Source organism: Thiobacillus sp. (genome assembly GCF_018780105.1).
Taxonomy (GTDB): domain Bacteria; phylum Pseudomonadota; class Gammaproteobacteria; order Burkholderiales; family Thiobacillaceae; genus Thiobacillus.
In genome coordinates, this window is record NZ_JADMKC010000007.1 from 265,808 (window position 1) to 287,290 (window position 21,483).

Sequence of the window (21,483 nt, forward strand, 5' to 3'; positions counted from 1 at the left end):
GAGCGCATATGTCGCTGAGAAAAATCCTGGTTCTTGATGGCGTAACGGCCGTGTGTCGCTTTCGTGACGACGGTGTGGTCATGGAGGCCGACGGCATGCTGCCCCCCGAGTTGATGGAGCGGCTTGCGAAATTTGCCCAGTGGTATCGCCGCATGGTGTCGGGCAACACCGATCTGCTGTCGCTGTTTTCGCAGATGCGGGGCTGGTCGCCATCGCAGGGCTGGATCGTCCAGGGCGACACCGTGACCGTGTGCAGTTCAGGCAACATGGTGTGCCTGTTCGACAACGCGGAAGGCTCGCTGAATCAAATCATGCAGGCACTGACCGAAGCTGCGCACGAATAAAGCTGTTGCGCAGCCTGGAACGTGTCGCACGTTCAAGCCCTCCATCTGGAGGGCTTTTTCATGCGCGCGAGACAGGATTGCGTGCATGAAAATGGCGTGTTTTGATGGAATCGCGGCCAAGTGTCTTCGCAGAGCAGGATTTCTTGACCAAAACAGGGCAAAACGATTACCCTCACAGGTTCACCAACGAATTGATTTTTTGCCAGTTTATGGAAGTTACGGGCGCTGAGATCGTCGTACGTTGTCTGGCCGAAGAAGGGGTCGAATTTGTGTTCGGCTACCCCGGCGGAGCCGTGCTCAATATTTACGACGCGATCTTCAAGCAGGACAAATTCAAGCATGTACTGGTGCGCCACGAGCAGGCAGCGGTCCACGCTGCCGATGCCTACGCACGCGCAACAGGCCGTGTCGGCGTGGCGTTGGTGACTTCGGGGCCCGGCGTCACCAACGCGGTGACCGGGATTGCCACTGCGTACATGGATTCGATTCCCATTGTCGTCATCAGCGGCCAGGTGCCGACGCCGGCGATCGGCCTGGATGCGTTCCAGGAAGTCGATGCGGTCGGCATTACCCGTCCCTGCGTCAAGCATAATTTCCTGGTCAAGGACGTCAAGGACCTAGCCGCGACCTTCAAAAAGGCGTTCCATATTGCGGCGTCCGGTCGCCCCGGTCCGGTGCTGATCGATGTGCCGAAGGATGTAACCGCGCACCTGACCGAGTTCGTGTATCCCGCGACGGTCGAAATGCGCTCCTACAACCCGGTGGTCAAGGGCCACAGCGGGCAACTGAAGCGTGCTGTGCAGATGCTGCTCGAAGCCAAGCGGCCGATGATTTATGCCGGCGGTGGCGTGGTGCTGGGCGATGCGGCGACGCAGTTGACCGAACTGACCCGCTTGCTGGGCTTTCCCTGCACCAACACGCTGATGGGGCTGGGTGGCTATCCCGCTACCGACAGGCAGAACCTCGGCATGCTCGGCATGCACGGCACCTACGAAGCCAATATGGCGATGCAGCACTGCGATGTGCTGATCGCGGTGGGTGCGCGTTTTGACGACCGGGTGATCGGCAACCCCGCGCATTTCGCGCGTGAACAGCGCCGCATCATTCACATCGACGTCGATCCGTCGTCGATCTCCAAGCGCGTCAAGGTCGATGTGCCCATCGTCGGCGACGTGAAAAACGTGCTCGACGACCTGATCGCATTGCTGAAACAGTCCAAGGAAAAGAACGACGCTGCCGCGCTGAATGCATGGTGGACGCAGATCGAGCTGTGGCGTTCGAAGGATTGCCTCAAGTACAACCGCAACGGCAACATCATCAAGCCGCAGTACGTAGTGGAAAAGCTCTGGGAAGTGACCAAGGGTGATGCTTACGTTACCTCCGATGTGGGCCAGCACCAGATGTGGGCGGCGCAGTATTACAAGTTCGACAAGCCGCGCCGCTGGATCAATTCCGGCGGTCTCGGCACCATGGGCGTCGGTCTGCCGTATGCGATGGGCGTGCAGCTCGCCTTTCCTGATGCGCAGGTGGCTTGCATCACTGGCGAATCCAGCATCCAGATGTGCATACAGGAACTGTCGACCTGCAAGCAGTACCGCATTCCGGTCAAGGTCATTACGCTCAACAATCGCTACATGGGTATGGTGCGGCAGTGGCAGGAGTTCTTCTACGGCAGCCGCTACGCTGAGTCCTACATGGAATCGCTGCCTGATTTCGTGAAGCTGGCCGAGGCTTACGGCCACGTCGGCATGCGCATCGACAAACCGGAAGACGTCGAAGCCGCGTTGAAGGAAGCTTTCTCGCCCGCGCTGAAAGAGCGCCTGGTGTTCATGGACTTCCAGACCGACCAGACCGAGAACGTCTTCCCCATGGTGGAAGGCGGCAAGGGATTGTCTGAAATGATTCTGGCGGAGGAGCTGTGATGGTGCGCCGCCATATTATTTCGCTGTTGATGGAAAACGAAGCGGGTGCGCTGTCGCGCGTGGCCGGCCTGTTTTCTGCGCGTGCCTACAATATCGAGTCCTTGACGGTTGCGCCGACCGAGGACGCGACGCTGTCGCGCATGACCATTGTCACGGTGGGTTCGGAAGAGGTCATCGAGCAGATCACCAAGCAGCTGAACAAGCTGGTGGACGTGATCAAGGTGATGGATCTGACCGAAGGCAGCCACATCGAGCGTGAGTTGATGCTGGTCAAGGTCAAGGCAGTCGGCGCTGGGCGCGAGGAAATGAAGCGCACCGCCGACATTTTTCGTGGCCGCATCATCGACGTCACCGACGCTACCTACACCATCGAGCTGACCGGAACCGGCTCCAAGCTCGATGCTTTCCTGGAGGCGATCGACCCCGTCTTCATCATCGAAACTGTGCGCACCGGCGCGTCTGGCATCGGACGTGGCGAGCGCAGTCTCAAAGCCTGATTTTCGAATCGCCTATATTTTTCAAATCGCTGTACTCATTTATTTTTTGCCTGGGAATTCACCATGAAAGTTTTTTACGACAAGGACGCAGACCTCTCCCTCATCAAGAAGCGCAAGGTCGCGATCATCGGCTACGGCTCGCAGGGGCATGCGCATGCCAACAATCTGAAGGATTCCGGCGTCAAGGTCACCGTCGGCCTGCGTAAAGGCGGCGCATCGTGGGACAAGGCCAAGAAGGCCGGCCTCGACGTCAAGGAAATCGGCGATGCGGTCAAAGCAGCCGACTTCGTGATGATCCTGATCCCCGACGAACTGATGGCGGGCACCTATTACAGCGACATCGAGCCCAACCTGAAAAAAGGCGCCACCCTGGCCTTCGCTCACGGCTTCAACGTGCATTACAACCAGATCACTCCGCGCGCCGACCTCGACGTCGTGATGATCGCCCCCAAGGGCCCCGGCCATCTGGTGCGTTCGACCTACACCCAGGGCGGCGGCGTCCCCTCGCTGATCGCGGTGTATCAGGACAAAACCGGCAAGGCGCGTGACCTCGCGCTGTCGTATTCCTGCGCCAACGGCGGCACCAAGGGCGGCGTGATCGAAACCTCGTTCCGCGAAGAAACCGAAACCGACCTGTTCGGCGAGCAGGCCGTGCTGTGCGGCGGCTGCGTCGATCTGGTGAAAGCCGGTTTCGAAACCCTGACCGAAGCGGGCTACGCGCCGGAAATGGCTTACTTCGAGTGTCTGCACGAACTGAAGCTGATCGTCGACCTGATGTACGAAGGCGGCATCGCCAACATGAACTACTCGATTTCCAACAACGCGGAATACGGCGAATACGTGACCGGCCCCAAGGTCATCAACGCACAATCCAAAGCCGCGATGAAGGAATGCCTGGACAACATCCAGAACGGCAACTACGCCAAGCAGTTCATCCTCGAAGGTCGCACCAATTACCCCGAGATGACCGCGCGTCGCCGCCTCAACGCCGAGCACCAGATCGAAGTCGTCGGCGCCAAGCTGCGCGCGATGATGCCGTGGATCAGCAAGAACAAGCTGGTCGATCAATCGAAGAACTGATGCGTGACAGGCGTTAGGGGTGAGGCGCAAGGGCGGATTGCCCGAGCGCCTCACCCCTTTCGTTTTTCACATCCATCCTCATACCCGAGCGAATTCATGACACATCCTCTCATTGCCCGCGAGGGCTGGCTGGTACTGCTGGCGGCATTCGCCGCGGCGATTCTGGCAACCGTATTCCTTGGCGCGTGGTCGATCCCCTTCTGGATCTGGGCGGTCTTTGCGCTGCAGTTCTTCCGCGATCCGGCCCGCATCCCGCCGGGCGACGCCGATGCGGTCATTTCGCCCGCCGACGGCCGTATCGTTGCGGTTGAAAAAGTGCGCGATACCTATCTTGATCGCGATGCGCTGAAAATCAGCGTGTTCATGAACGTGTTCAACGTGCACTCGAACAAGAGCCCGGTGGATGGCGAGATCAAGGGTGTCTGGTATACGCCGGGCAGTTTTGTGAACGCCGATCTCGACAAGGCTTCGACCGAAAACGAGCGCAATGCGCTGTGGATCCAGACCCCGCACGGTGATGTCACGTCGGTGCAGATCGCCGGCCTGATTGCGCGGCGCATCCTGTGCTACGCCCGTGTCGGCGACAAGCTGGCGCGCGGCCAGCGTTACGGCTTTATCCGCTTTGGTTCGCGGGTGGATGTCTATCTGCCGACAAGCGCGCGTACCGAAGTTTCGATTGGCCAGAAAGTGACCGGCGGGCGTACCATATTGGCTCGCTGGTAATCATCCCCACACATGCCTGAATTTCAACACCGTAAAGCCGAATTGGCGCGCACACGCATGCGTGATCGCGGTATTTATCTGTTGCCGAACCTGTTTACCACGGGGGCGCTGTTCGCCGGATTTTACGCGGTGGTGCAAGCGATGAACGGACGCTTCGAGCATGCTGCCGTGGCCATTTTCATTGCCATGGTGCTCGATGGGCTGGATGGGCGGGTGGCCCGCATGACGCATACGCAAAGCGCGTTTGGCGCGGAGTACGACAGCCTGTCCGACATGGTTTCGTTCGGCGTTGCACCCGCGCTGGTGATTTACGTGTTTGCCTTGCAGAGCCTTGGCAAGATCGGCTGGATTGCGGCTTTTGTCTATTGCGCGGGGGCCGCCTTGCGGCTGGCGCGTTTCAATACCCAGCTCGACGTCGTGACGGACAAGCGTTTTTTCCAGGGGATGCCCAGCCCCTCGGCAGCGGCCCTGATCGCCGGCTTTGTCTGGGTGATGGTCGAGTACGGCGTGGATGGTCATGACGTGCGCTGGCTGGCTGCCGTGATCGCCCTGTTTGGCGGCCTGACCATGGTCAGCAATTTCCGTTATTACAGCGGCAAGGAAATCAACCTGCGCAAGAGTGTCCCGTTCTTCGTCATCCTGTTGGTGGTGCTGGCCTTCATTCTGGTATCGACCAGTCCGCCGGAAGTGCTGTTCGGCGTCTTTGTGCTGTATGGCCTGTCGGGCTATGGCGATGGGCTGATGCGCTTCGTGCGCGGCCGGAAGAAAGGCCCGGCAAGCCCCCCCTTGCCGGGCGACGAAAAATAGATACAATTTAGACCATGTCTAAACAGTCGCACCGTTCCGTGTTGTTCTCCTGCCTGACGAACGTCCTGTTCGGCGGCCTGCTGCTGCGCCCCGCGCGCGCACATTAAATCCCCCTCCCTGCAGTACCCCGTGCCGTCAGCTTCACGCGGCAAGCCCTTTATAATGCGTCGGCCCAAGTCACCTTGACTCCGGCGCTGACTGACCATGGAGCGAACCATGAAAGACCGTTTGTTTGTTTTTGACACCACCTTGCGCGACGGCGAGCAAAGTCCCGGCGCATCAATGACCAAGGATGAAAAATTGCGCATTGCGCGCCAGCTGGAAAAGCTCGGCGTCGACGTGATCGAGGCAGGATTTGCGGTCGCCAGCCCGGGCGATGCCGATGCCATCCACGCCATCGCGGAAGCGATCAAGGAATCCACGGTATGTTCGCTGGCACGCGCCAACGAGCGCGATATTCATGCAGCCGGCGGCGCGATCAAGCCGGCACGGTCCGGGCGCATCCATACCTTCATCGCCACCTCGCCCATCCACATGGAAAAGAAGTTGCGCATGCATCCGGATCAGGTGATCGAGGCGGCGGTGAAAGCGGTCAAGCTCGCGCTTGAGTACACCGACGATGTGGAGTTCTCGGCTGAGGACGCCGTGCGTTCGGAAATGGATTTTCTGGTGCAGGTGTTCGACGAAGTCATCAAGGCCGGCGCGAAGACGCTCAATGTGCCCGACACCGTCGGCTACAGCATTCCCGCCTTGTGGGGCGAGCGCATGAAACAGTTGATCGAGCGCGTGCCGAATTCCGGCAAGGTGATCTGGTCGACCCACTGCCACAATGATCTCGGCATGGCGGTGGCCAACTCGCTCGCCGCCGTGATGAATGGCGCGCGTCAGGTCGAGTGCACCATCAACGGGCTGGGCGAACGCGCCGGCAATGCCTCGCTGGAAGAGATCGTCATGGCGGTGCGTACCCGCAAGGACGTGTTTTCCTGTGATACCCGCATCGATGCCACGCAGATCGTGCCGGCTTCAAAGCTGGTGTCCACCATCACGGGGTATCCGGTGCAGCCGAACAAGGCCATCGTCGGCGCCAACGCCTTCGCGCATGAATCCGGTATTCATCAGGACGGCGTGCTGAAGCATCGCGAAACCTACGAAATCATGCGCGCCGAAGACGTGGGCTGGAATGCCAACCGCTTGACGCTGGGCAAGCTGTCCGGCCGCAACGCATTCAAGACCAAGCTGGGCGAACTGGGCATCGTGCTCGACAGCGAGGAAGCGCTCAACGCGGCGTTTGCCCGTTTCAAGGAGCTCGCCGACAAGAAACGCGAGATTTTTGACGAAGACCTGCAGGCGCTGGTCAGCACCGAGGGGTATGCCGCCGAACACGAACGTTACAAGCTGGTGTCGCTGAAGGTTTGCTCCGAAACAGGAGAAATCCCGAACGCGCGCCTGGTGTTCACCGACAACGGCGTGGAAAAGCAGGCCGAAGGCATCGGTTCCGGCCCGGTCGACGCCACCTTCAAGGCGCTCGAGTCGGTGGTGGCCAGCGGCGCCGATCTGTTGCTGTATTCGGTCAACAACATCACCAGCGGAACCGATGCCCAGGGTGAAGTCACGGTGCGTCTGGCCAAGGACGGTCGCGTCGTGAACGGGCAGGGGGCCGACACCGACATTGTGGCGGCTTCGGCCAAGGCCTATCTGCACGCGCTGAACAAGCTGGATTCAAAGCTGGAGCGGGCGCACCCGCAGGTGTGATCGTTCCGGGGCAGCAAGGAGGCGGCCGCTGTAAATGCATCAAAAGCAGTCTGGCCATCCTCCCCGCCAGCCCCGTAAATCCGTTAAAATCCACATAGTTATCTCATCCCTGACCGGGCACGGAAACGTGCCCGTTTTGCTGTGTCGCAGAACCTGATCCGTAATTTCTCCATCATCGCCCACATCGACCACGGCAAGTCCACGCTTGCCGACCGCCTGATCCAGTATTGCGGCGGACTGTCGGAGCGCGAGATGGAGGCGCAGGTGCTCGATTCGATGGATCTGGAAAAGGAACGCGGCATCACGATCAAGGCGCAAACCGCTGCCTTGAGCTACAAGGCGCAGGACGGCCAGATCTACCGTCTGAACCTGATCGACACGCCCGGGCACGTGGACTTTTCCTACGAAGTGTCGCGTTCGCTGTCGGCGTGCGAAGGCGCGCTGCTGGTGGTGGATGCTTCGCAAGGCGTGGAAGCGCAGACGGTGGCCAACTGCTACACGGCGATCGACCTTGGCGTCGAAGTCATCCCGGTATTGAACAAGATCGACCTGCCCGCCGCCGACCCGGATCGGGTGGCGGAAGAGATCGAGGACATTGTGGGGCTGGACGCCAGCCAGGCGGTGCGTGCCTCGGCCAAGACCGGCATTGGCATCGCCGAGATTCTCGAAGTGGTGGTCAAGCAGGTGCCCGCACCGCGTGGCAAGGAAGACGCGCCGCTGAAGGCGCTGATCATCGACTCCTGGTTCGACAACTACGTCGGCGTGGTGATGCTGGTGCGCGTGGTTGACGGCGTGTTGAAGCCCAAGGACAAAATCCGTTTCATGGCGAGCGGTGCGCAGCATTTGACCGAACACGTCGGCGTGTTCACGCCGAAATCGGTGGACCGTCCCCAGTTGTCGGCGGGCGAAGTGGGCTTCGTGATCGCTGGCATCAAGGAGTTGAAATCGGCGCAGGTGGGCGACACCATCACCCTGCTCGACAATCCGGCGAGCGAACCGCTGGCCGGGTTCAAGAAAGTGCAGTCGCAGGTATTCGCCGGCTTGTATCCGATCGAGTCGCACGACTTTGAGGCGCTGCGCGATGCGTTGACCAAGTTGCAGTTGAACGACGCGGCGCTGCAGTTCGAGCCGGAGGTGAGCCAGGCGCTGGGCTTTGGTTTCCGCTGTGGTTTCCTCGGCCTGCTGCACATGGACATCGTGCAGGAACGTCTCGAGCGCGAATACAACATGGACCTCATCACCACCGCGCCGACGGTGGTGTACGAAGTGCTGATGAAAGACGGCACCATGCTCAACGTCGAGAACCCGTCCAAACTGCCCGACCTGTCGAAAATCGAGGAAATCCGCGAGCCGATCATCACCGCGACGATTTTCGTGCCGGAAGAATACGTCGGCAACGTCATCACCCTGTGCAACCAGAAGCGCGGGATGCAGGTGAACATGCAATACCACGGCCGCCAGGTGATGCTGGTGTACGACCTGCCGATGAACGAAGTGGTGATGGACTTTTTCGACAAGCTGAAATCGACCAGCCGCGGCTACGCCTCGCTCGACTACGAATTCAAGGAATACCGCGCGGGCGATCTGGTCAAGCTGGATATTCTGGTCAACACCGAGAAAGTCGATGCGCTGTCGCTGATCGTTCACCGCGCCACCAGCGTCTATCGCGGGCGCGAGCTGGCGTCGAAGATGCGCGAGATGATTCCGCGCCAGATGTTCGACGTGGCGGTGCAGGCGGCCATCGGCGCCAACGTGATCGCGCGTGAGAACGTCAAGGCGTTGCGGAAGAACGTGCTGGCCAAATGCTACGGCGGCGACATCAGCCGCAAGAAAAAGCTGCTCGAAAAACAGAAGGCCGGCAAGCGCCGCATGAAGCAGGTCGGCAACGTCGAAATTCCGCAGGAAGCCTTTCTTGCGATTCTCCAGGTCTCGGACAAGTAATCCTCATGAACTTCGCCCTCATTCTCTTTAGTGCGCTGGTGATCACTGGCGGTATCTGGTTGCTCGACGCCTTGCTGCTCAAACGCAGCCGGGGCCCCGATGAGCGCGAGCCGATGCTGGTCGAGTATGCCAAGAGTTTTTTCCCGGTCATCCTGGTCGTGTTCGGCCTGCGTTCCTTTCTGGTCGAACCGTTCAAGATCCCGTCCGGCTCGATGATGCCGACGCTGCTGATCGGCGACTTCATTCTGGTCAACAAATACACCTACGGCATCCGGCTGCCGGTCATCAATCAGAAGATCGTGCAGATGAACAACCCCGAGCGCGGCGACGTCATGGTGTTTCGGTATCCCGCCGACCCCAGCCTCGATTACATCAAGCGCGTGATCGGCGTGCCGGGCGATCTGGTCGAATACCGCGACAAGCGGCTGACGGTGAACGGCAAGCCGGTTCTCACCGCCAATACAGGCACCTACAGCTATGTGGGCAATGGCCTGAACTACATCAGCGCAGCGGTATACGACGAATCGCTCAAGTCCACCCCTCACACCATGATGACCGAGCCCGACAAGCCATCGGTATTTCCGCCGCAGGTGATGGACTTCCCCTATCGTGAAAACTGCTCCTACAATGCCGAAGGCGAAGGCTTTACCTGCAAGGTGCCCGCAGGGCAGTACTTCATGATGGGTGACAACCGCGATGCCAGTAACGATAGCCGCTATTGGGGTTTCGTTCCGGACAAGAACATCGTCGGCAAGGCGTTTTTCATCTGGATGAGTTTTGACGATTTCAGCCGCATCGGTACCACCATTCAATAATCAAGGAGATCTCATGCAGAACCTGTCCTCCAAGGCGCAGCAACGTGGTTTGACCATGTTCAGTTTTCTGTTTTTCGCCGTTGTGTTTATCAGTATCGCCATGCTGGCAATGAAACTGGTGCCGGCTTACATCGAGTTCTTCTCGGTGAAGAAAATCCTGTCCGCGATGGGGCAGGACGGCGAGCTCAAATCGAAGAGCAACGCCGAGATCCGTACCGACTTCCTGAAACGCGCCAGCGTGGGCTATGTCACGGTGGTGAAACCGGAAGACCTCAGCGTGTCGCGTCCGGGTGGCGTGCCGCTCATCGAAGTGGAGTACGTTTTCCGCACCCCGCTGGTTGCGAACATCAGCCTGGTGGTCGATTTCAGCGCCAGCTCAGACCCCAACGCGGCGCCTGTCGAGGTTGAATAACCCGATTCTCACCCAGCGCCTGCAACAGGCGCTGGGATATACCTTTATCCGCGCCGAGCTGTTGACGCAGGCGCTGACTCACCGCAGTTATGGCTCGCTCAACAACGAGCGGCTCGAATTCCTTGGCGACTCCGTCCTGAACTGCACCGTTGCCCGCGCGCTCTACGACGCCTTCCCCGGCTTGCCTGAAGGCAGCCTGTCGCGTCTGCGCGCCAATCTGGTCCGGCAGGAAACCCTGGCCGAAATTGCCGTTACCCTGCGCCTGGGCGACACCCTGCGGCTGGGCGAGGGCGAGCTCAAGAGCGGCGGATTCCGGCGGCCCTCGATTCTGGCCGATGCGCTGGAATCCCTGTTCGGCGCGATCTTTCTGGAAGCCGGGTTCGACGAGGCGGCGCGTGTGGTGCGCCATCTGTTCGATCCGTTGCTCGCGCAGATCGACCCCAAAGCCTCGGGCAAGGACCCGAAGACGCAGTTGCAGGAGTGGTTGCAATCGCACCGCCAGCCCTTGCCCGAGTACCGCCTGATCAGTACCGAAGGTGAGGCGCACGACCAGAATTTCATCGTTGAGTGCGTGCTGGGCAAGCCCGCACGCATCACCCGCGGCGTCGGTAAAAGCCGCCGTGCAGCCGAACAGGAGGCCGCACGCCTGGCGTGCGACGCATTGCAAAAATGAGCCAGTCAGACGAACCCACGCCGTATAAATGCGGCCTCATCGCCATTGTCGGGCGACCCAACGTCGGCAAGTCGACGCTGCTCAACCGCATCGTCGGGCAGAAAGTCAGTATCACCTCAAGGAAGGCGCAAACCACGCGCCATCGGGTGATGGGCATCCACACCACCGACGAAGCGCAATTCGTGTTTGTCGATACCCCGGGGTTCCAGACCCGCTACGCGGGCACCATGAATCGCGCCATGAACAAGCGCGTGCGCGAAACCCTGTCGGATACCGACGTGGTGATGCTGCTGGTGGAAGCCGGTCGCCTTAAAAAGGAAGACCGTCAGGTCATCGATCTGCTGCCGACGGATCGTCCGGTCATTCTGGTGGTGAACAAGATCGACCAGGTCAGCGACCGCGGCGAACTGATGGCGTTTCTGCAGGAAGTGGCAGCGGCGCATCCGTTCACCGAGATCGTCCCGGTGTCGGCCAAGCAGTCCAACAATCTGGAAGAACTGCTGAAAACCCTGCAAACGCATCTGCCCGAGAATGCGCCGCTGTTCGGCGAGGACGACGTGACCGATCAGACCGAACGCCAGCTGGCTTCCGAGCTGATCCGCGAAAAGGTGTTTCGCCTGTGCGGCGAGGAAATTCCCTATGCGGTCGCCGTACAGATCGACAAATTCGAGGAGGAGGGCAATCTGCGCCGCATCTTCGCCACCATCTTGGTCGATCGCGACAGCCACAAGGCCATCGTCATCGGCAAGGGCGGCGAAAAGCTCAAAACCATCTCCACCCAGGCGCGTCTCGACATGGAGCACGCCTTCGACAGCAAGGTGTATCTGGAAGTCTGGGTCAAGGTCAAAGGCGGCTGGGCCGATGACGTGCGGATGCTGAAATCGCTGGGACTGGACTGAAAGGCAGCATGCCCCAAAGGGCACTCGCGGATCAAAGAAGATGTCCACCGACGCCCGCATCAACAACGAACCCGGCTTCATCCTCCACACCTATCCCTTCAAGGAAACCAGCGTGGTGGCCGAGGTGTTCACCCGCAGCCACGGCCGCGTCGCCCTGATCGCACGGGGCGCGCGCCGGCCAAATTCCGCGCTGCGCGGCCTGATGCAGCCCTTCACGCCCTTGCTGCTGTCCTGGTTTGGCAAGTCCGATCTGAAAACCCTGCACGCCGCCGAGTGGCACGGCGGCATTGCACCGCCGCAGGGCCGTGCATTGATGTGCGGCTTCTATCTCAACGAACTGTTGCTGCGGCTGCTGGCGCGCGGCGATGCGCACGAGGCGCTTTACGCGCACTACATGGATGCCCTCGATCAGCTGGCAGGCGAAGCGGCCAGCGTCGATTTCGAACGCATCCTGCGGCGCTTTGAAAAACGGCTGCTCGGCGAGATCGGCTACGGCGCCACCTTCGATATCGACGCCGACAGCGGCGCGCCGGTTCACGCCGCCCGCCGCTACGTGTTCCAGCCAGAGCGCGGCGCACTGCACGCCCTCGACAGCCTCACCGCCGACGGCCAGCCGGGTTGTCCGGTATCCGGCCAGACGCTGCTCGACCTGGCGTCCGACAGCTTCGAGCGGCCGCTGACATTGAGCGAATCGAAGTCCCTGATGCGCATGCTCATCAACCATACGCTCGGCGCCAAGCCACTTTATACTCGCCAGTTATTGCGCGAGCTCACCGAACTGAATCCCCCGACCTGAATCCTTCTGCCTGAATCATGAGCATCTATCTCGGCGTCAACATCGACCACATTGCCACCCTGCGCCAAGCGCGCAAAACCCGTTATCCCAGTCCGCTCGAAGCCGCATTGATGGCCGAAACCGCAGGCGCCGACTCGATCACCCTGCACCTGCGCGAAGACCGCCGCCACATCCAGGATGCCGACGTCGCCATCCTGCGCCAGGTGCTCAAAACCAAAATGAATCTCGAAATGGCGGTGACAGAGGAAATGCTCGGCATTGCCATCGCCACCCAGCCACAGGACGTTTGCCTAGTACCGGAAAAGCGCGAGGAGCTAACCACCGAAGGCGGCCTCGACGCCAACGGCCAGTCGGGCAAAATTGCCGATGCCTGCAAGCGTCTGGGCGATGCCGGAATTCGCGTTTCACTCTTCATCGACCCCGACTTTGCCCAGCTCGACGCCGCCCGCCAGTGCGGGGCGCCGGTCGTCGAAATCCACACCGGCGCCTACGCCGATGCGCTGACGGAAGAAGCCCGCACGGCCGAATTCGAGCGCATCCGCACGGCCGTTGCCTACGCCCAGAGCATCGGCCTCACCGTCAACGCCGGCCACGGCCTCACCTACCATAACGTCCAGCCCATCGCCGCGTTGCCCGGCATCCACGAACTCAACATCGGCCACGCGATTGTCGCGCAGGCACTGTTCGTGGGGTGGAAAGAGGCGGTGGCGGAAATGAAGCGGCTAATGGTGGAGGCGGCGGGGTGAGTGGCGATTTCTGGCCGATGCACTGCCAAATAAAACCAACTAGTTGTGAGTGAATTGCTGGCGTTATTTGGCAAGCGCCGCCTGGTTATACGGCAGGTTTGCCATTCAATTCACGTTAGCGTGCCAGTTACGAATGGGTGAACATGAATAGATTATCGCTAGGTATCATCGCGCTCCTAAGCTGCCTTCCCTCCTACGCAGTTGCTAGCGCGAACTACTCGAAAGAAGGTCTCTGGCGAGCGTCAGACGCGTTCGAGAGTGCACTGAATTTTCGAGACTTCAAACGCATCTCATCCCAAACGAATCGGAAGCTCGTTGAGATATTGGGCGGCGAAGCGGCTTTGATCGAGATTCTTCGGAAGAAACTAGACAATCTGTCGTTTAGTAATTTTCGATTCCATGTCAAAGAGCGATCCTGCGCAGCCGTTTCGCCAAGTATCGTGTGCATCCTGCCGTACTCTGCAAAATTTGTATTCGAAGGTGAGACGTATATCGTCGATTCCTTTTACTTGGCATCCACGTCTGACGGTGGCAAAAGCTGGTACTTTGCTGACGGAAACGGTGTCTATCGTCCTGGAGCTATGGATTTTCTGTTTCCCGAGTACAAAGCCAAGCTCCAGCTACCAGGCAAATCGGAACCGCGAAAGCAAGAAGACGGTGGTAAGCCAATACCTAACACTGCGTATACGGACTCCCCCCAATAGTAAGAAACCAGATCGATAGTTGTGGCTGGTTGGAATTGCGTGCAGTCGTATATCCGGCATCTGATGTGGGTTCTGTGTGACCCGTGCAGACATGGAATCTGCTGTGCGCGGCTTGGCTGTGGACTGAGGAAAACCGAGTCAGCTTGCCCGTTTCAGCGCGTTTACTTACGCCGCTGCCACCACACATAGCCGCCAATGATCAGCGCGACGAACACGATCACGCCGATGGTGATGTGATGCTGGTATTCCCGGATCAGTGCTTCGTTGCCGCCGAGGAAATAGCCGAACAGGGTAAGGATCAGCGACCACAGACCGGCGCCGAGGCAGGTGTAGAACGCGAAGGCGCCGGGGTTCATGCGGGTGAGTCCGGCCGGGATCGAGATCAGGTGGCGGATGCCGGGGATGAGGCGGCCGGTGAAGGTGGAGACCGCACCGTGCTTGAGGAAGAAGGCATCGGTTTTGTGCAGCAGCTCGGGGCGCACGAAGAAATAGCGGCCCCAGCGTTCGAGGAAGGGGCGCCCCAGCCACATCGACACGACGTAATTGAAGGCTGCGCCGACCAGGCTGCCGACGGTCGAAGCCAGTACGATCAATCCGAAATTCATCTGCCCCTGATGGGCCAGGTAGCCGGCCGGTATCAAGACCAGCTCGCTCGGCACCGGCAGCACCGTGGACTCCAGCGCCATCAGGATGAAGATGCCGGTGTAGCCCCAGTCGTGGACGGTGGCGAGGATCCAGTCGATGAAGGTGTGGAGCATTTTGGGTGAGCGGTGAGCGGTGAGCGGTGTGCGATGAGCGGTGAGCGGTTTCCGTTCCCGGTTCACCGCTTGCCGCTCACCCGCTTACACAACCGCTTCTTCTTTCTTCTCGACAGGTTTGATGAAGTGCTCGCGCTTGACGCCGAACATCAGCAGCAGCGGCGAGGCGACCAGCACCGACGAATAGATGCCGAACATGATGCCGATGGTGAGCGCCAGCGCGAAGTTGTGCAGGGCTTCGCCACCGAAGAACAGCATCGCCAGCACCATGAGCTGGGTGGAACCGTGGGTGATGATGGTGCGGCTCATGGTGCGGGTGATGGCGTCGTCGATGATCTCCGGGATGGTGGCGCCGCGCATCTTGCGGATGTTTTCGCGGATCCGGTCGAACACCACCACCGATTCGTTGACCGAGTAGCCTAGAACAGCCAGCACGCCGGCCAGCACGGTGAGGGTGAACTCCCACTGGAAGAAGGCGAATACGCCGAGGATGATGACGATGTCATGCATGTTGGCGAGCATGCCTGCGACCGCAAAGCGCCATTCGAAGCGGATCGCCAGATAGGCCATGATGCCGAAGGCGACCACCAGCAGCGCCAGCGCGCCGTTGTCGTAGAGTTCCTTGCCGACCTGCGGTCCGACAAAGTCGACGCGCTTCAACTCAACCGAGGGATCGACCGTTTGCAACGCGGCCATGACCGTGTTGCTGGTCGTTGCGGCGTTGGCGCCGTGCTTGGCAGGCAGCCGAACCAGTACATCGCGGCTGGTGCCGAAGTTCTGCACTGAGACTTCGGGCAGCCCGGTTTTGTCCAGTGCGCCGCGAATCGCATGCAGGTCGGCCGTCTGGCTGGTGCGTACTTCCATCAGCGTACCGCCGGTGAAATCGACGCCCAGATTCAGACCCTGGTGCCACAGCGCCCAGATGGCGAAGAGGAAGGTGAGTAACGAAATGGCCGTCGTCACCTTGCCCCAGCTCATGAAGGGGATGGTTCGTTTGAAAGGGAAAAATTCCAGCATGGCGGTGCCTTAAATGGAGACTTTGGCCAGCCGTGCCTGGCGACCGTAAGTGAGGTTGACCATCGCGCGCGACACGGTGACGGCGCTGAACATGGAAGTGAGGATGCCCAGACACAGCACCACCGCAAAGCCGCGCACCGGACCTGAGCCGAGCCAGAACAGCGCGACGCCGGCGATCAGGGTGGTCAGGTTGGAGTCGAGAATGGTCGCCCAGGCGCGGTCGTAGCCGGCGTGGATCGCCGCTTGCGGAGTGGAGCCGTTGCGCAGTTCTTCGCGGATGCGCTCGTTGATCAGCACGTTGGCGTCGATCGCCATGCCGAGCGTGAGCGCGATGGCGGCCATGCCGGGCAGGGTGAGCGTGGCCTGCATCATCGACAGCAGCGCGATCAGGAAGAAGCCGTTGATGGCGAGCGCAACCGCCGAGAACAGCCCGAAGATGCGGTAGTAGATGATCATGAACAGCGCGACCGCGGCGAAGCCCCAGATATTGGAATGGAAGCCCTTCTCGATGTTCTCGGCGCCCATGCTGGGGCCGACGGTACGTTCCTCGATGATCTGCATTGGCGCGGCCAGTGCGCCGGCGCGCAGCAGCAGCGCGACATCGGACGCTTCCTGCGCGGTTTCCATGCCGGTGATCTGCACCCGGCCGCCGCCGATTTCGTCGCGAATCACCGGTGAGGTAATCGCTTCGGCCTGGCCCTTTTCAATCAGCAGGATCGCCATGCGCTTGCCGACGTTCTCGCGCGTGACGTCCTGGAAAATGCGCGCGCCCTTGCCGTCCAGGTTGAGGTGCACCGCAGCCTGGCCGCTGGTGCTGTCGAAACCCGGCGAGGCATCGGTGATCGAGTCGCCGGTCAGCACGACATCCTTCTTGACGGCGATCGTGCCGCCTTCGCGGCTGGGGACGATGTCGTCGCCGAAGGGCGCCTGGCCCTGGCTGACCGCAATCGGATCGGCCTGCTCGTCCACCATGCGGATTTCCAGCGTGGCGGTGCGGCCCAGAATGTCCTTGGCCTTGGCGGTGTCCTGCACGCCAGGCAATTGCACCACGATGCGGCTGGCGCCCTGCTGCTGGATCACCGGCTCGGCAACGCCGAGTTCGTTGACGCGGTTGCGCAGGGTGGTGATGTTTTGCTGCAGGGCGAATTCCTGCACCTTGGTTTCGGCTTCGGGGCGCAGGCGGGCAGAAAAGCTGAAGCCTTCGGCCTGGTCTTCCGGCGTCAGAATCAGTTCGGTGAATACCGTGCCCAGCTTGTTGATCGCGGCGTCGCGCTGATCGCGTGTATTGAAATGCACCGAAACGACATTGCCTTCGCGGGCGATGCGGCCGTAGCGGATCTTGTCGGCACGCAGCTCGGTGCGGAAATCGTTCTGGTAGCGAATCGCCGACTTTTCCAGTGCGGCCTTCATGTCCACTTCGAGCAGGAAATGCACCCCGCCGCGCAGGTCGAGGCCCAGGTACATCGGCAGTGCGCCGATGGCGGTGAGCCAGTCCGGCGAAGCGGACACCAGATTCAGCGCCACCGTGTAGCGTTCGCCCAGGCCCGATTGCAACGCGTCCTTGGCCTTGATCTGGGTGTCGGTATTGGCAAAGCGCGCCTTGATGCTGTTGCCTGCCAACTCGATTCCGCTTGAAGCCAGACCGGCGGTTTTCAACGTGGACTCGATCCGCCCCAGCAGCGCGATGTCTGCTTTTTCGCTGCTGCGAACCGGCGACACCTGCACCGCCGGCACTTCGCCGTAAAAGTTGGGCAGGGTGTAGAGGAAGGCGACCACCAGCGTGACGCCGATGAGCACATATTTCCAGAGCGGGAAGCGATTCATTTTATTAAGGTGAGCAGTGAGCGGGGAGGGGTGGGCAGCAGGTCGGACATACTGCTCACTAGAGCTTACAAGCCTTTGATGGTTCCCTTGGGCAGCAGGGTCTGCACCGAGGCTTTCTGCACATGGGTGATGACGCCGTCGGCGATTTCAAGCGACACGTACTGGTCGCCCAGCTTGACGATCTTGCCGAGCTGGCCGCTGGCAGTGACTATTTCATCGCCCTTGGCGAGTTCGGCCAGCATCTGCTTCTGTTCCTTGGCGCGCTTCATCTGCGGGCGGATGAGCATGAAATAGAACAGGACGAAAATGACGACGAGCGGGAGAAACTGCTGGATCAGTTCGGCGCCGCCGGGGGCGGCAGCGGCAGTTTGCGCGTGGGCAAGGGAAATCATGGGTAAGACTCCGAAATCAAAAGACGATCAATTAAAACCGGGCGATTCTACCATCCGCGTGTTTGCATCTCGTGAAACTGCGCGGTGAAAGCGGCAAAGCGATGTTCTTCGATGGCTGCGCGCATTTCGGCCATCAGGCGGTGGTAGTAATGCAGGTTGTGAATGGTGGCGAGCCGCGCGCCGAGAATTTCGTTGGCGCGGATCAGGTGATGCACATAGGCGCGGCTGAAATGGGTGCAGGTGTGGCAAGTGCATTCGTCGTCGATCGGCGCGGTGTCGGTTTTCCAGCGTGCATTCTTGATGCGCATGTCGCCGCGCCGGGTGAACAGGATGCCGTGGCGCGCGTTGCGCGTCGGCAGCACGCAGTCGAACTGGTCGATGCCTTGTGCCACCGCCGCAACCAGATCGGACGGCGTGCCGACGCCCATCAAATAGCGCGGCTTGTCGGCCGGCAATTGGGGCGCGGTGTGGGCGAGGATGCGCTTCATGTCTTCCTTGGGTTCGCCCACGCTCAAGCCGCCGATGGCGTAGCCGTCGAAATCCATCGCGATGAGTTCGCGCGTGGATTCGTCGCGCAGGGATTCGAACATGCCGCCCTGCACAATACCGTACAGCGCATTCGGATTGCCGGCGTGCGCCGCCTTGGAGCGCGCCGCCCAGCGCAGGCTCATCCGCATCGAGTCGGCGGCCTCGCGTTCTGTGGCGGGGTAGGGCGTGCATTCGTCGAAAATCATCACGATGTCGGAGTTCAGCGTGCGCTGGATCTGCATCGATATTTCAGGGGTCAGAAACAGCTTGTCACCGTTGATCGGCGAGGCGAATTTCACGCCTTCTTCGGTGATCTTACGCAGCTTGCCCAGGCTGAACACCTGAAAGCCGCCCGAGTCGGTGAGGATGGGTTTGTCCCAGCCCATGAAGCGATGCAGCCCGCCGAACTTTTCAATCACCTCCAGCCCCGGGCGCAGCCACAGGTGAAACGTATTCGACAACAGCATCTCGAACCCGGTTTCGGTGAGTTCGGCTGGTGTCATTGCCTTCACCGTGCCGTAGGTGCCGACCGGCATGAATACCGGGGTTTGAATGGTGCCGTGCGCGAGGTGGAGCTGGCCGCGCCGCGCGCCGCCGTCGGTGGTGATCAGGTCAAATTTCATGGGGAAGAGCGTTCTAAAAGCATCGCGTCGCCGTAGCTGAAAAACCGGTAGCGTTCCGCAATGGCGTGGGCATAGGCCGCGCGGATGCTGTCGAAACCGGCAAACGCCGAGACCAGCATCAGCAGGGTGGATTTGGGCAAGTGGAAATTGGTGATGAGCGCATCGACCACTTTGAAGTGATAGCCCGGCGTGATGAAGATGTCGGTTTCGTTCGAGCCCGCGTGCAATTCGCCATGCTGTGCGGCAGCCTCCAGCGCGCGCAGGCTGGTGGTGCCCACTGCCACCACACGGCCGCCGCGCGTGCGGGTGGCGCGGATTGCGTCGACGGTCGCCTGCGGAATCGTGTAACGCTCGCTGTGCATTTTGTGGTCAGCCAGATGATCCACCCGCACCGGCTGAAACGTCCCCGCGCCGACATGCAACGTCACCTGCGCAGTGCGCACGCCTTGTTCGCGCAGCGCAGCCAGCATCGCATCGTCGAAATGCAGCCCGGCCGTCGGCGCCGCCACCGCGCCGGGTTCGTCCGCATATACCGTTTGATAACGCGCCTCGTCGTCGGCGGTTGGCGTGTGGGTAATGTAAGGCGGCAACGGCAACTGGCCGAGTTGCTCCAGCACTTCCAGCACCGGGCGCTGGAAACGCAGCTGCGTCAGGTCATCCTGCCGCGCCAGCACGTCCGCCCACACGTCGTCGGCCAGCATGATCCGCGAGCCAGGCTTGGGCGCGTGGCTCGCGCGGATAAACGCCAGCGCCTCGAATTCAGCGGACACGCGCTCGACCAGCAACTCCACCTTGCCGCCGGAATCCTTGTGCCCGAACAGCCGCGCCTTGATCACGCGGGTGTCGTTCATCACCAGCAAATCATCCGCACGCAGCAACGCGGGCAGGTCGCGAAACCAGCGGTCATGCCGCATACCAGTCGCATCGACATGCAAAAGCCGGCTGCCGCCACGCACTGTAGGCGGCAGCTGCGCAATCAATTCATCCGGTAAATCGAAGTCAAAATCAGAAACCTGCATGGGGCGCGATTATCCTTGATTCCTCGGTTGAACGTGCCCGAGTGCGCGATTTTCAAGTTGGCTGGCAAGGCGCGAGGAGGCGCATGGCCGTCCCCTGCAACGAGGAGCAACGCAGCCAGGCGACTTGAAAATCGTGCAATCGGGTGCGTAGCGGTCTCAACCGATGGGCGAACGTCATCGAAGCTGGGATATTTGGTATTCATCAGACTTGCCTGGGGAGGGTAAGCGGTCAACCGAGGAACCAAGGATTGTAGCCGCCGCCTTGCAGCAGGCCACCCGCTTGGGCCATAATGCGCGGCTCTGTCGCCGGGCGCGTTCGCCTCCGGCCCCTTTGCCGGGATGGCGGAATCGGTAGACGCAGCGGATTCAAAATCCGCCGCTGGTAACAGTGTGGGGGTTCGAGTCCCCCTCCCGGCACCAATCTCTTAACGGCCCATGCTGTCGCTGGCGCCCTTGAGGCTTCCTTCCATCCCAGCCACGTGCCGGGATTTTTTCTGCCATGTCCAGGCGATGCCCAATGCGTTCGCGTTTTAGTCGGTAGGGTCTGCAGGAGCAATCAGGGGCCTTAGGGATGGCTTCAAAGCACTGGGGACGTTGTCGATCTCAGCAAGGGCATCCGCGAAACGCAGAAGAGCATTTTGGACGATCAGCGGATGGGCTTGATGACGCTGTGAGGCCTCAATGAACGTGTAGAGGTGAGACGCTATTTTCTGCCTGTGCTCACTGTCTTCGAGATAGGGCCCCCAAATGATCGCGTCTAGCATAAATTCCATAAAGAGCACTCGCTCTTCGAGGCTCATTGACTCTGGCATGTCGGTCTCCTGTGTCATAGATCAGCCGAGATATTAGCTCACCGATTCAGCGGAATAGACCGAGTATCAACCGGACTATCTCTTGCATGTTGGGATTGAAAGAAGCCACGGCCAGAGCCATGCAGCAGGCGCGGACATTGAGCGCCCGGCGCCGCTCGCGGTCATCCTTGAATCCGTTGTAGGGGTCGGGCTTGAAGTGGCGGGGCATGTCTCTTCCTTTTCTGGGATGAACGTGTGGCCCACATTGCCGCGATCGTTGAGCGGTTTCACGGGGGGCGAAAGTTCAGTCCCGAGCTGGACCCGGGAACCTGAGAAAACCTGAGATCCAGCAGGCGCTATCCGAGCGCATGAAAGCCCGCGAGCAGCGCGCGAGTGGGGTGAGGTTTTGGGAGGGGTGGC

The 21,483-nt window shown here is 60.4% G+C and carries 22 protein-coding genes and 1 tRNA gene; 15 read left to right on the forward strand and 8 right to left on the reverse strand.

Annotated features, from left to right (window positions below):
• The first annotated feature begins 8 nt into the window (after positions 1-8).
• The 14 genes from IV098_RS07810 to pdxJ all read left to right on the forward strand — a co-directional run bounded on the left by IV098_RS07810 (position 9) and on the right by pdxJ (position 13,407).
• On the forward strand, positions 9-344 hold the full coding sequence (locus IV098_RS07810) for a DUF2173 family protein (protein ID WP_296887788.1): 336 nt from the start codon (positions 9-11) through the stop codon (positions 342-344).
• A gap of 209 nt (positions 345-553) precedes the next feature.
• Positions 554-2,266 (forward strand): acetolactate synthase 3 catalytic subunit, encoded by a 1,713-nt coding sequence (locus tag IV098_RS07815; protein WP_296887790.1) that lies wholly within the window; start codon positions 554-556, stop codon positions 2,264-2,266.
• Complete coding sequence (gene ilvN, locus IV098_RS07820; protein WP_296887793.1) at positions 2,266-2,763, forward strand: acetolactate synthase small subunit; 498 nt, start codon at positions 2,266-2,268, stop codon at positions 2,761-2,763. Before IV098_RS07815 ends, ilvN begins: the two co-directional genes overlap by 1 nt.
• A 63-nt stretch (positions 2,764-2,826) precedes the next feature.
• Complete coding sequence (gene ilvC / locus IV098_RS07825; protein WP_296887795.1) at positions 2,827-3,843, forward strand: ketol-acid reductoisomerase; 1,017 nt, start codon at positions 2,827-2,829, stop codon at positions 3,841-3,843.
• 96 nt (positions 3,844-3,939) lie between these two features.
• On the forward strand, positions 3,940-4,566 hold the full coding sequence (locus tag IV098_RS07830; protein WP_296887797.1) for a phosphatidylserine decarboxylase: 627 nt from the start codon (positions 3,940-3,942) through the stop codon (positions 4,564-4,566).
• A 12-nt stretch (positions 4,567-4,578) separates the two neighbouring features.
• On the forward strand, positions 4,579-5,373 hold the full coding sequence (gene pssA / locus IV098_RS07835) for a CDP-diacylglycerol--serine O-phosphatidyltransferase (RefSeq protein WP_296887799.1): 795 nt from the start codon (positions 4,579-4,581) through the stop codon (positions 5,371-5,373).
• A 216-nt stretch (positions 5,374-5,589) separates the two neighbouring features.
• On the forward strand, positions 5,590-7,125 hold the full coding sequence (locus IV098_RS07840) for a 2-isopropylmalate synthase (protein WP_296887801.1): 1,536 nt from the start codon (positions 5,590-5,592) through the stop codon (positions 7,123-7,125).
• A 141-nt stretch (positions 7,126-7,266) separates the two neighbouring features.
• A complete protein-coding gene (gene lepA, locus IV098_RS07845; RefSeq protein ID WP_296887803.1) occupies positions 7,267-9,066 on the forward strand; it encodes a translation elongation factor 4 in 1,800 nt (599 codons plus the stop codon).
• A gap of 5 nt (positions 9,067-9,071) precedes the next feature.
• Positions 9,072-9,881, forward strand: a complete 810-nt coding sequence (gene lepB / locus IV098_RS07850) for a signal peptidase I (protein WP_296887805.1) — start codon at positions 9,072-9,074, stop codon at positions 9,879-9,881.
• Positions 9,882-9,894: 13 nt separating this feature from the next.
• On the forward strand, positions 9,895-10,293 hold the full coding sequence (locus IV098_RS07855; protein ID WP_296887808.1) for a DUF4845 domain-containing protein: 399 nt from the start codon (positions 9,895-9,897) through the stop codon (positions 10,291-10,293).
• Positions 10,286-10,966: a ribonuclease III gene (gene rnc / locus IV098_RS07860; RefSeq protein ID WP_296887811.1), complete on the forward strand. Its 681-nt coding sequence runs from the start codon at positions 10,286-10,288 to the stop codon at positions 10,964-10,966. The genes IV098_RS07855 and rnc overlap by 8 nt, the downstream gene beginning before the upstream one ends.
• Positions 10,963-11,865, forward strand: a complete 903-nt coding sequence (gene era / locus IV098_RS07865; protein WP_296887814.1) for a GTPase Era — start codon at positions 10,963-10,965, stop codon at positions 11,863-11,865. Before rnc ends, era begins: the two co-directional genes overlap by 4 nt.
• 40 nt (positions 11,866-11,905) lie before the next feature.
• Positions 11,906-12,661 (forward strand): DNA repair protein RecO, encoded by a 756-nt coding sequence (gene recO / locus IV098_RS07870; protein WP_296887816.1) that lies wholly within the window; start codon positions 11,906-11,908, stop codon positions 12,659-12,661.
• A 17-nt stretch (positions 12,662-12,678) separates the two neighbouring features.
• A complete protein-coding gene (gene pdxJ, locus IV098_RS07875) occupies positions 12,679-13,407 on the forward strand; it encodes a pyridoxine 5'-phosphate synthase (RefSeq protein ID WP_296887818.1) in 729 nt (242 codons plus the stop codon).
• Between the two features lie 865 nt (positions 13,408-14,272).
• On the opposite strand, the gene IV098_RS07880 is transcribed toward pdxJ, so the two are convergent.
• The 6 genes from IV098_RS07880 to queA all read right to left on the reverse strand — a co-directional run bounded on the left by IV098_RS07880 (position 14,273) and on the right by queA (position 20,272).
• A complete protein-coding gene (locus IV098_RS07880; protein WP_296887820.1) occupies positions 14,273-14,869 on the reverse strand; it encodes a DedA family protein in 597 nt (198 codons plus the stop codon).
• An 84-nt stretch (positions 14,870-14,953) separates the two neighbouring features.
• Positions 14,954-15,886, reverse strand: coding sequence for a protein translocase subunit SecF (secF, locus tag IV098_RS07885; RefSeq protein ID WP_296887821.1), 933 nt, complete (start codon positions 15,884-15,886; stop codon positions 14,954-14,956).
• 9 nt (positions 15,887-15,895) lie between these two features.
• Positions 15,896-17,710, reverse strand: coding sequence for a protein translocase subunit SecD (secD, locus tag IV098_RS07890; RefSeq protein WP_296887823.1), 1,815 nt, complete (start codon positions 17,708-17,710; stop codon positions 15,896-15,898).
• A 65-nt stretch (positions 17,711-17,775) separates the two neighbouring features.
• Complete coding sequence (yajC, locus tag IV098_RS07895) at positions 17,776-18,102, reverse strand: preprotein translocase subunit YajC (RefSeq protein WP_296887825.1); 327 nt, start codon at positions 18,100-18,102, stop codon at positions 17,776-17,778.
• Between the two features lie 47 nt (positions 18,103-18,149).
• Entirely contained in the window at positions 18,150-19,253 is a 1,104-nt protein-coding gene (tgt, locus tag IV098_RS07900) for a tRNA guanosine(34) transglycosylase Tgt (RefSeq protein WP_296887827.1), read from the reverse strand.
• Entirely contained in the window at positions 19,250-20,272 is a 1,023-nt protein-coding gene (gene queA, locus IV098_RS07905; protein ID WP_296887829.1) for a tRNA preQ1(34) S-adenosylmethionine ribosyltransferase-isomerase QueA, read from the reverse strand. Before queA ends, tgt begins: the two co-directional genes overlap by 4 nt.
• Positions 20,273-20,605: 333 nt before the next feature.
• Here queA and IV098_RS07910 point away from each other — a divergent pair.
• Positions 20,606-20,692: transfer RNA gene (locus tag IV098_RS07910), tRNA-Leu, on the forward strand.
• A gap of 110 nt (positions 20,693-20,802) precedes the next feature.
• On the opposite strand, the gene IV098_RS07915 is transcribed toward IV098_RS07910, so the two are convergent.
• Together IV098_RS07915 and IV098_RS07920 are read right to left on the reverse strand one after the other, a co-directional pair.
• Positions 20,803-21,084, reverse strand: a complete 282-nt coding sequence (locus IV098_RS07915) for a hypothetical protein (RefSeq protein ID WP_296887831.1) — start codon at positions 21,082-21,084, stop codon at positions 20,803-20,805.
• Positions 21,085-21,130: 46 nt separating this feature from the next.
• A complete protein-coding gene (locus IV098_RS07920) occupies positions 21,131-21,292 on the reverse strand; it encodes a hypothetical protein (RefSeq protein ID WP_296887833.1) in 162 nt (53 codons plus the stop codon).
• Positions 21,293-21,483: the final 191 nt, after the last annotated feature.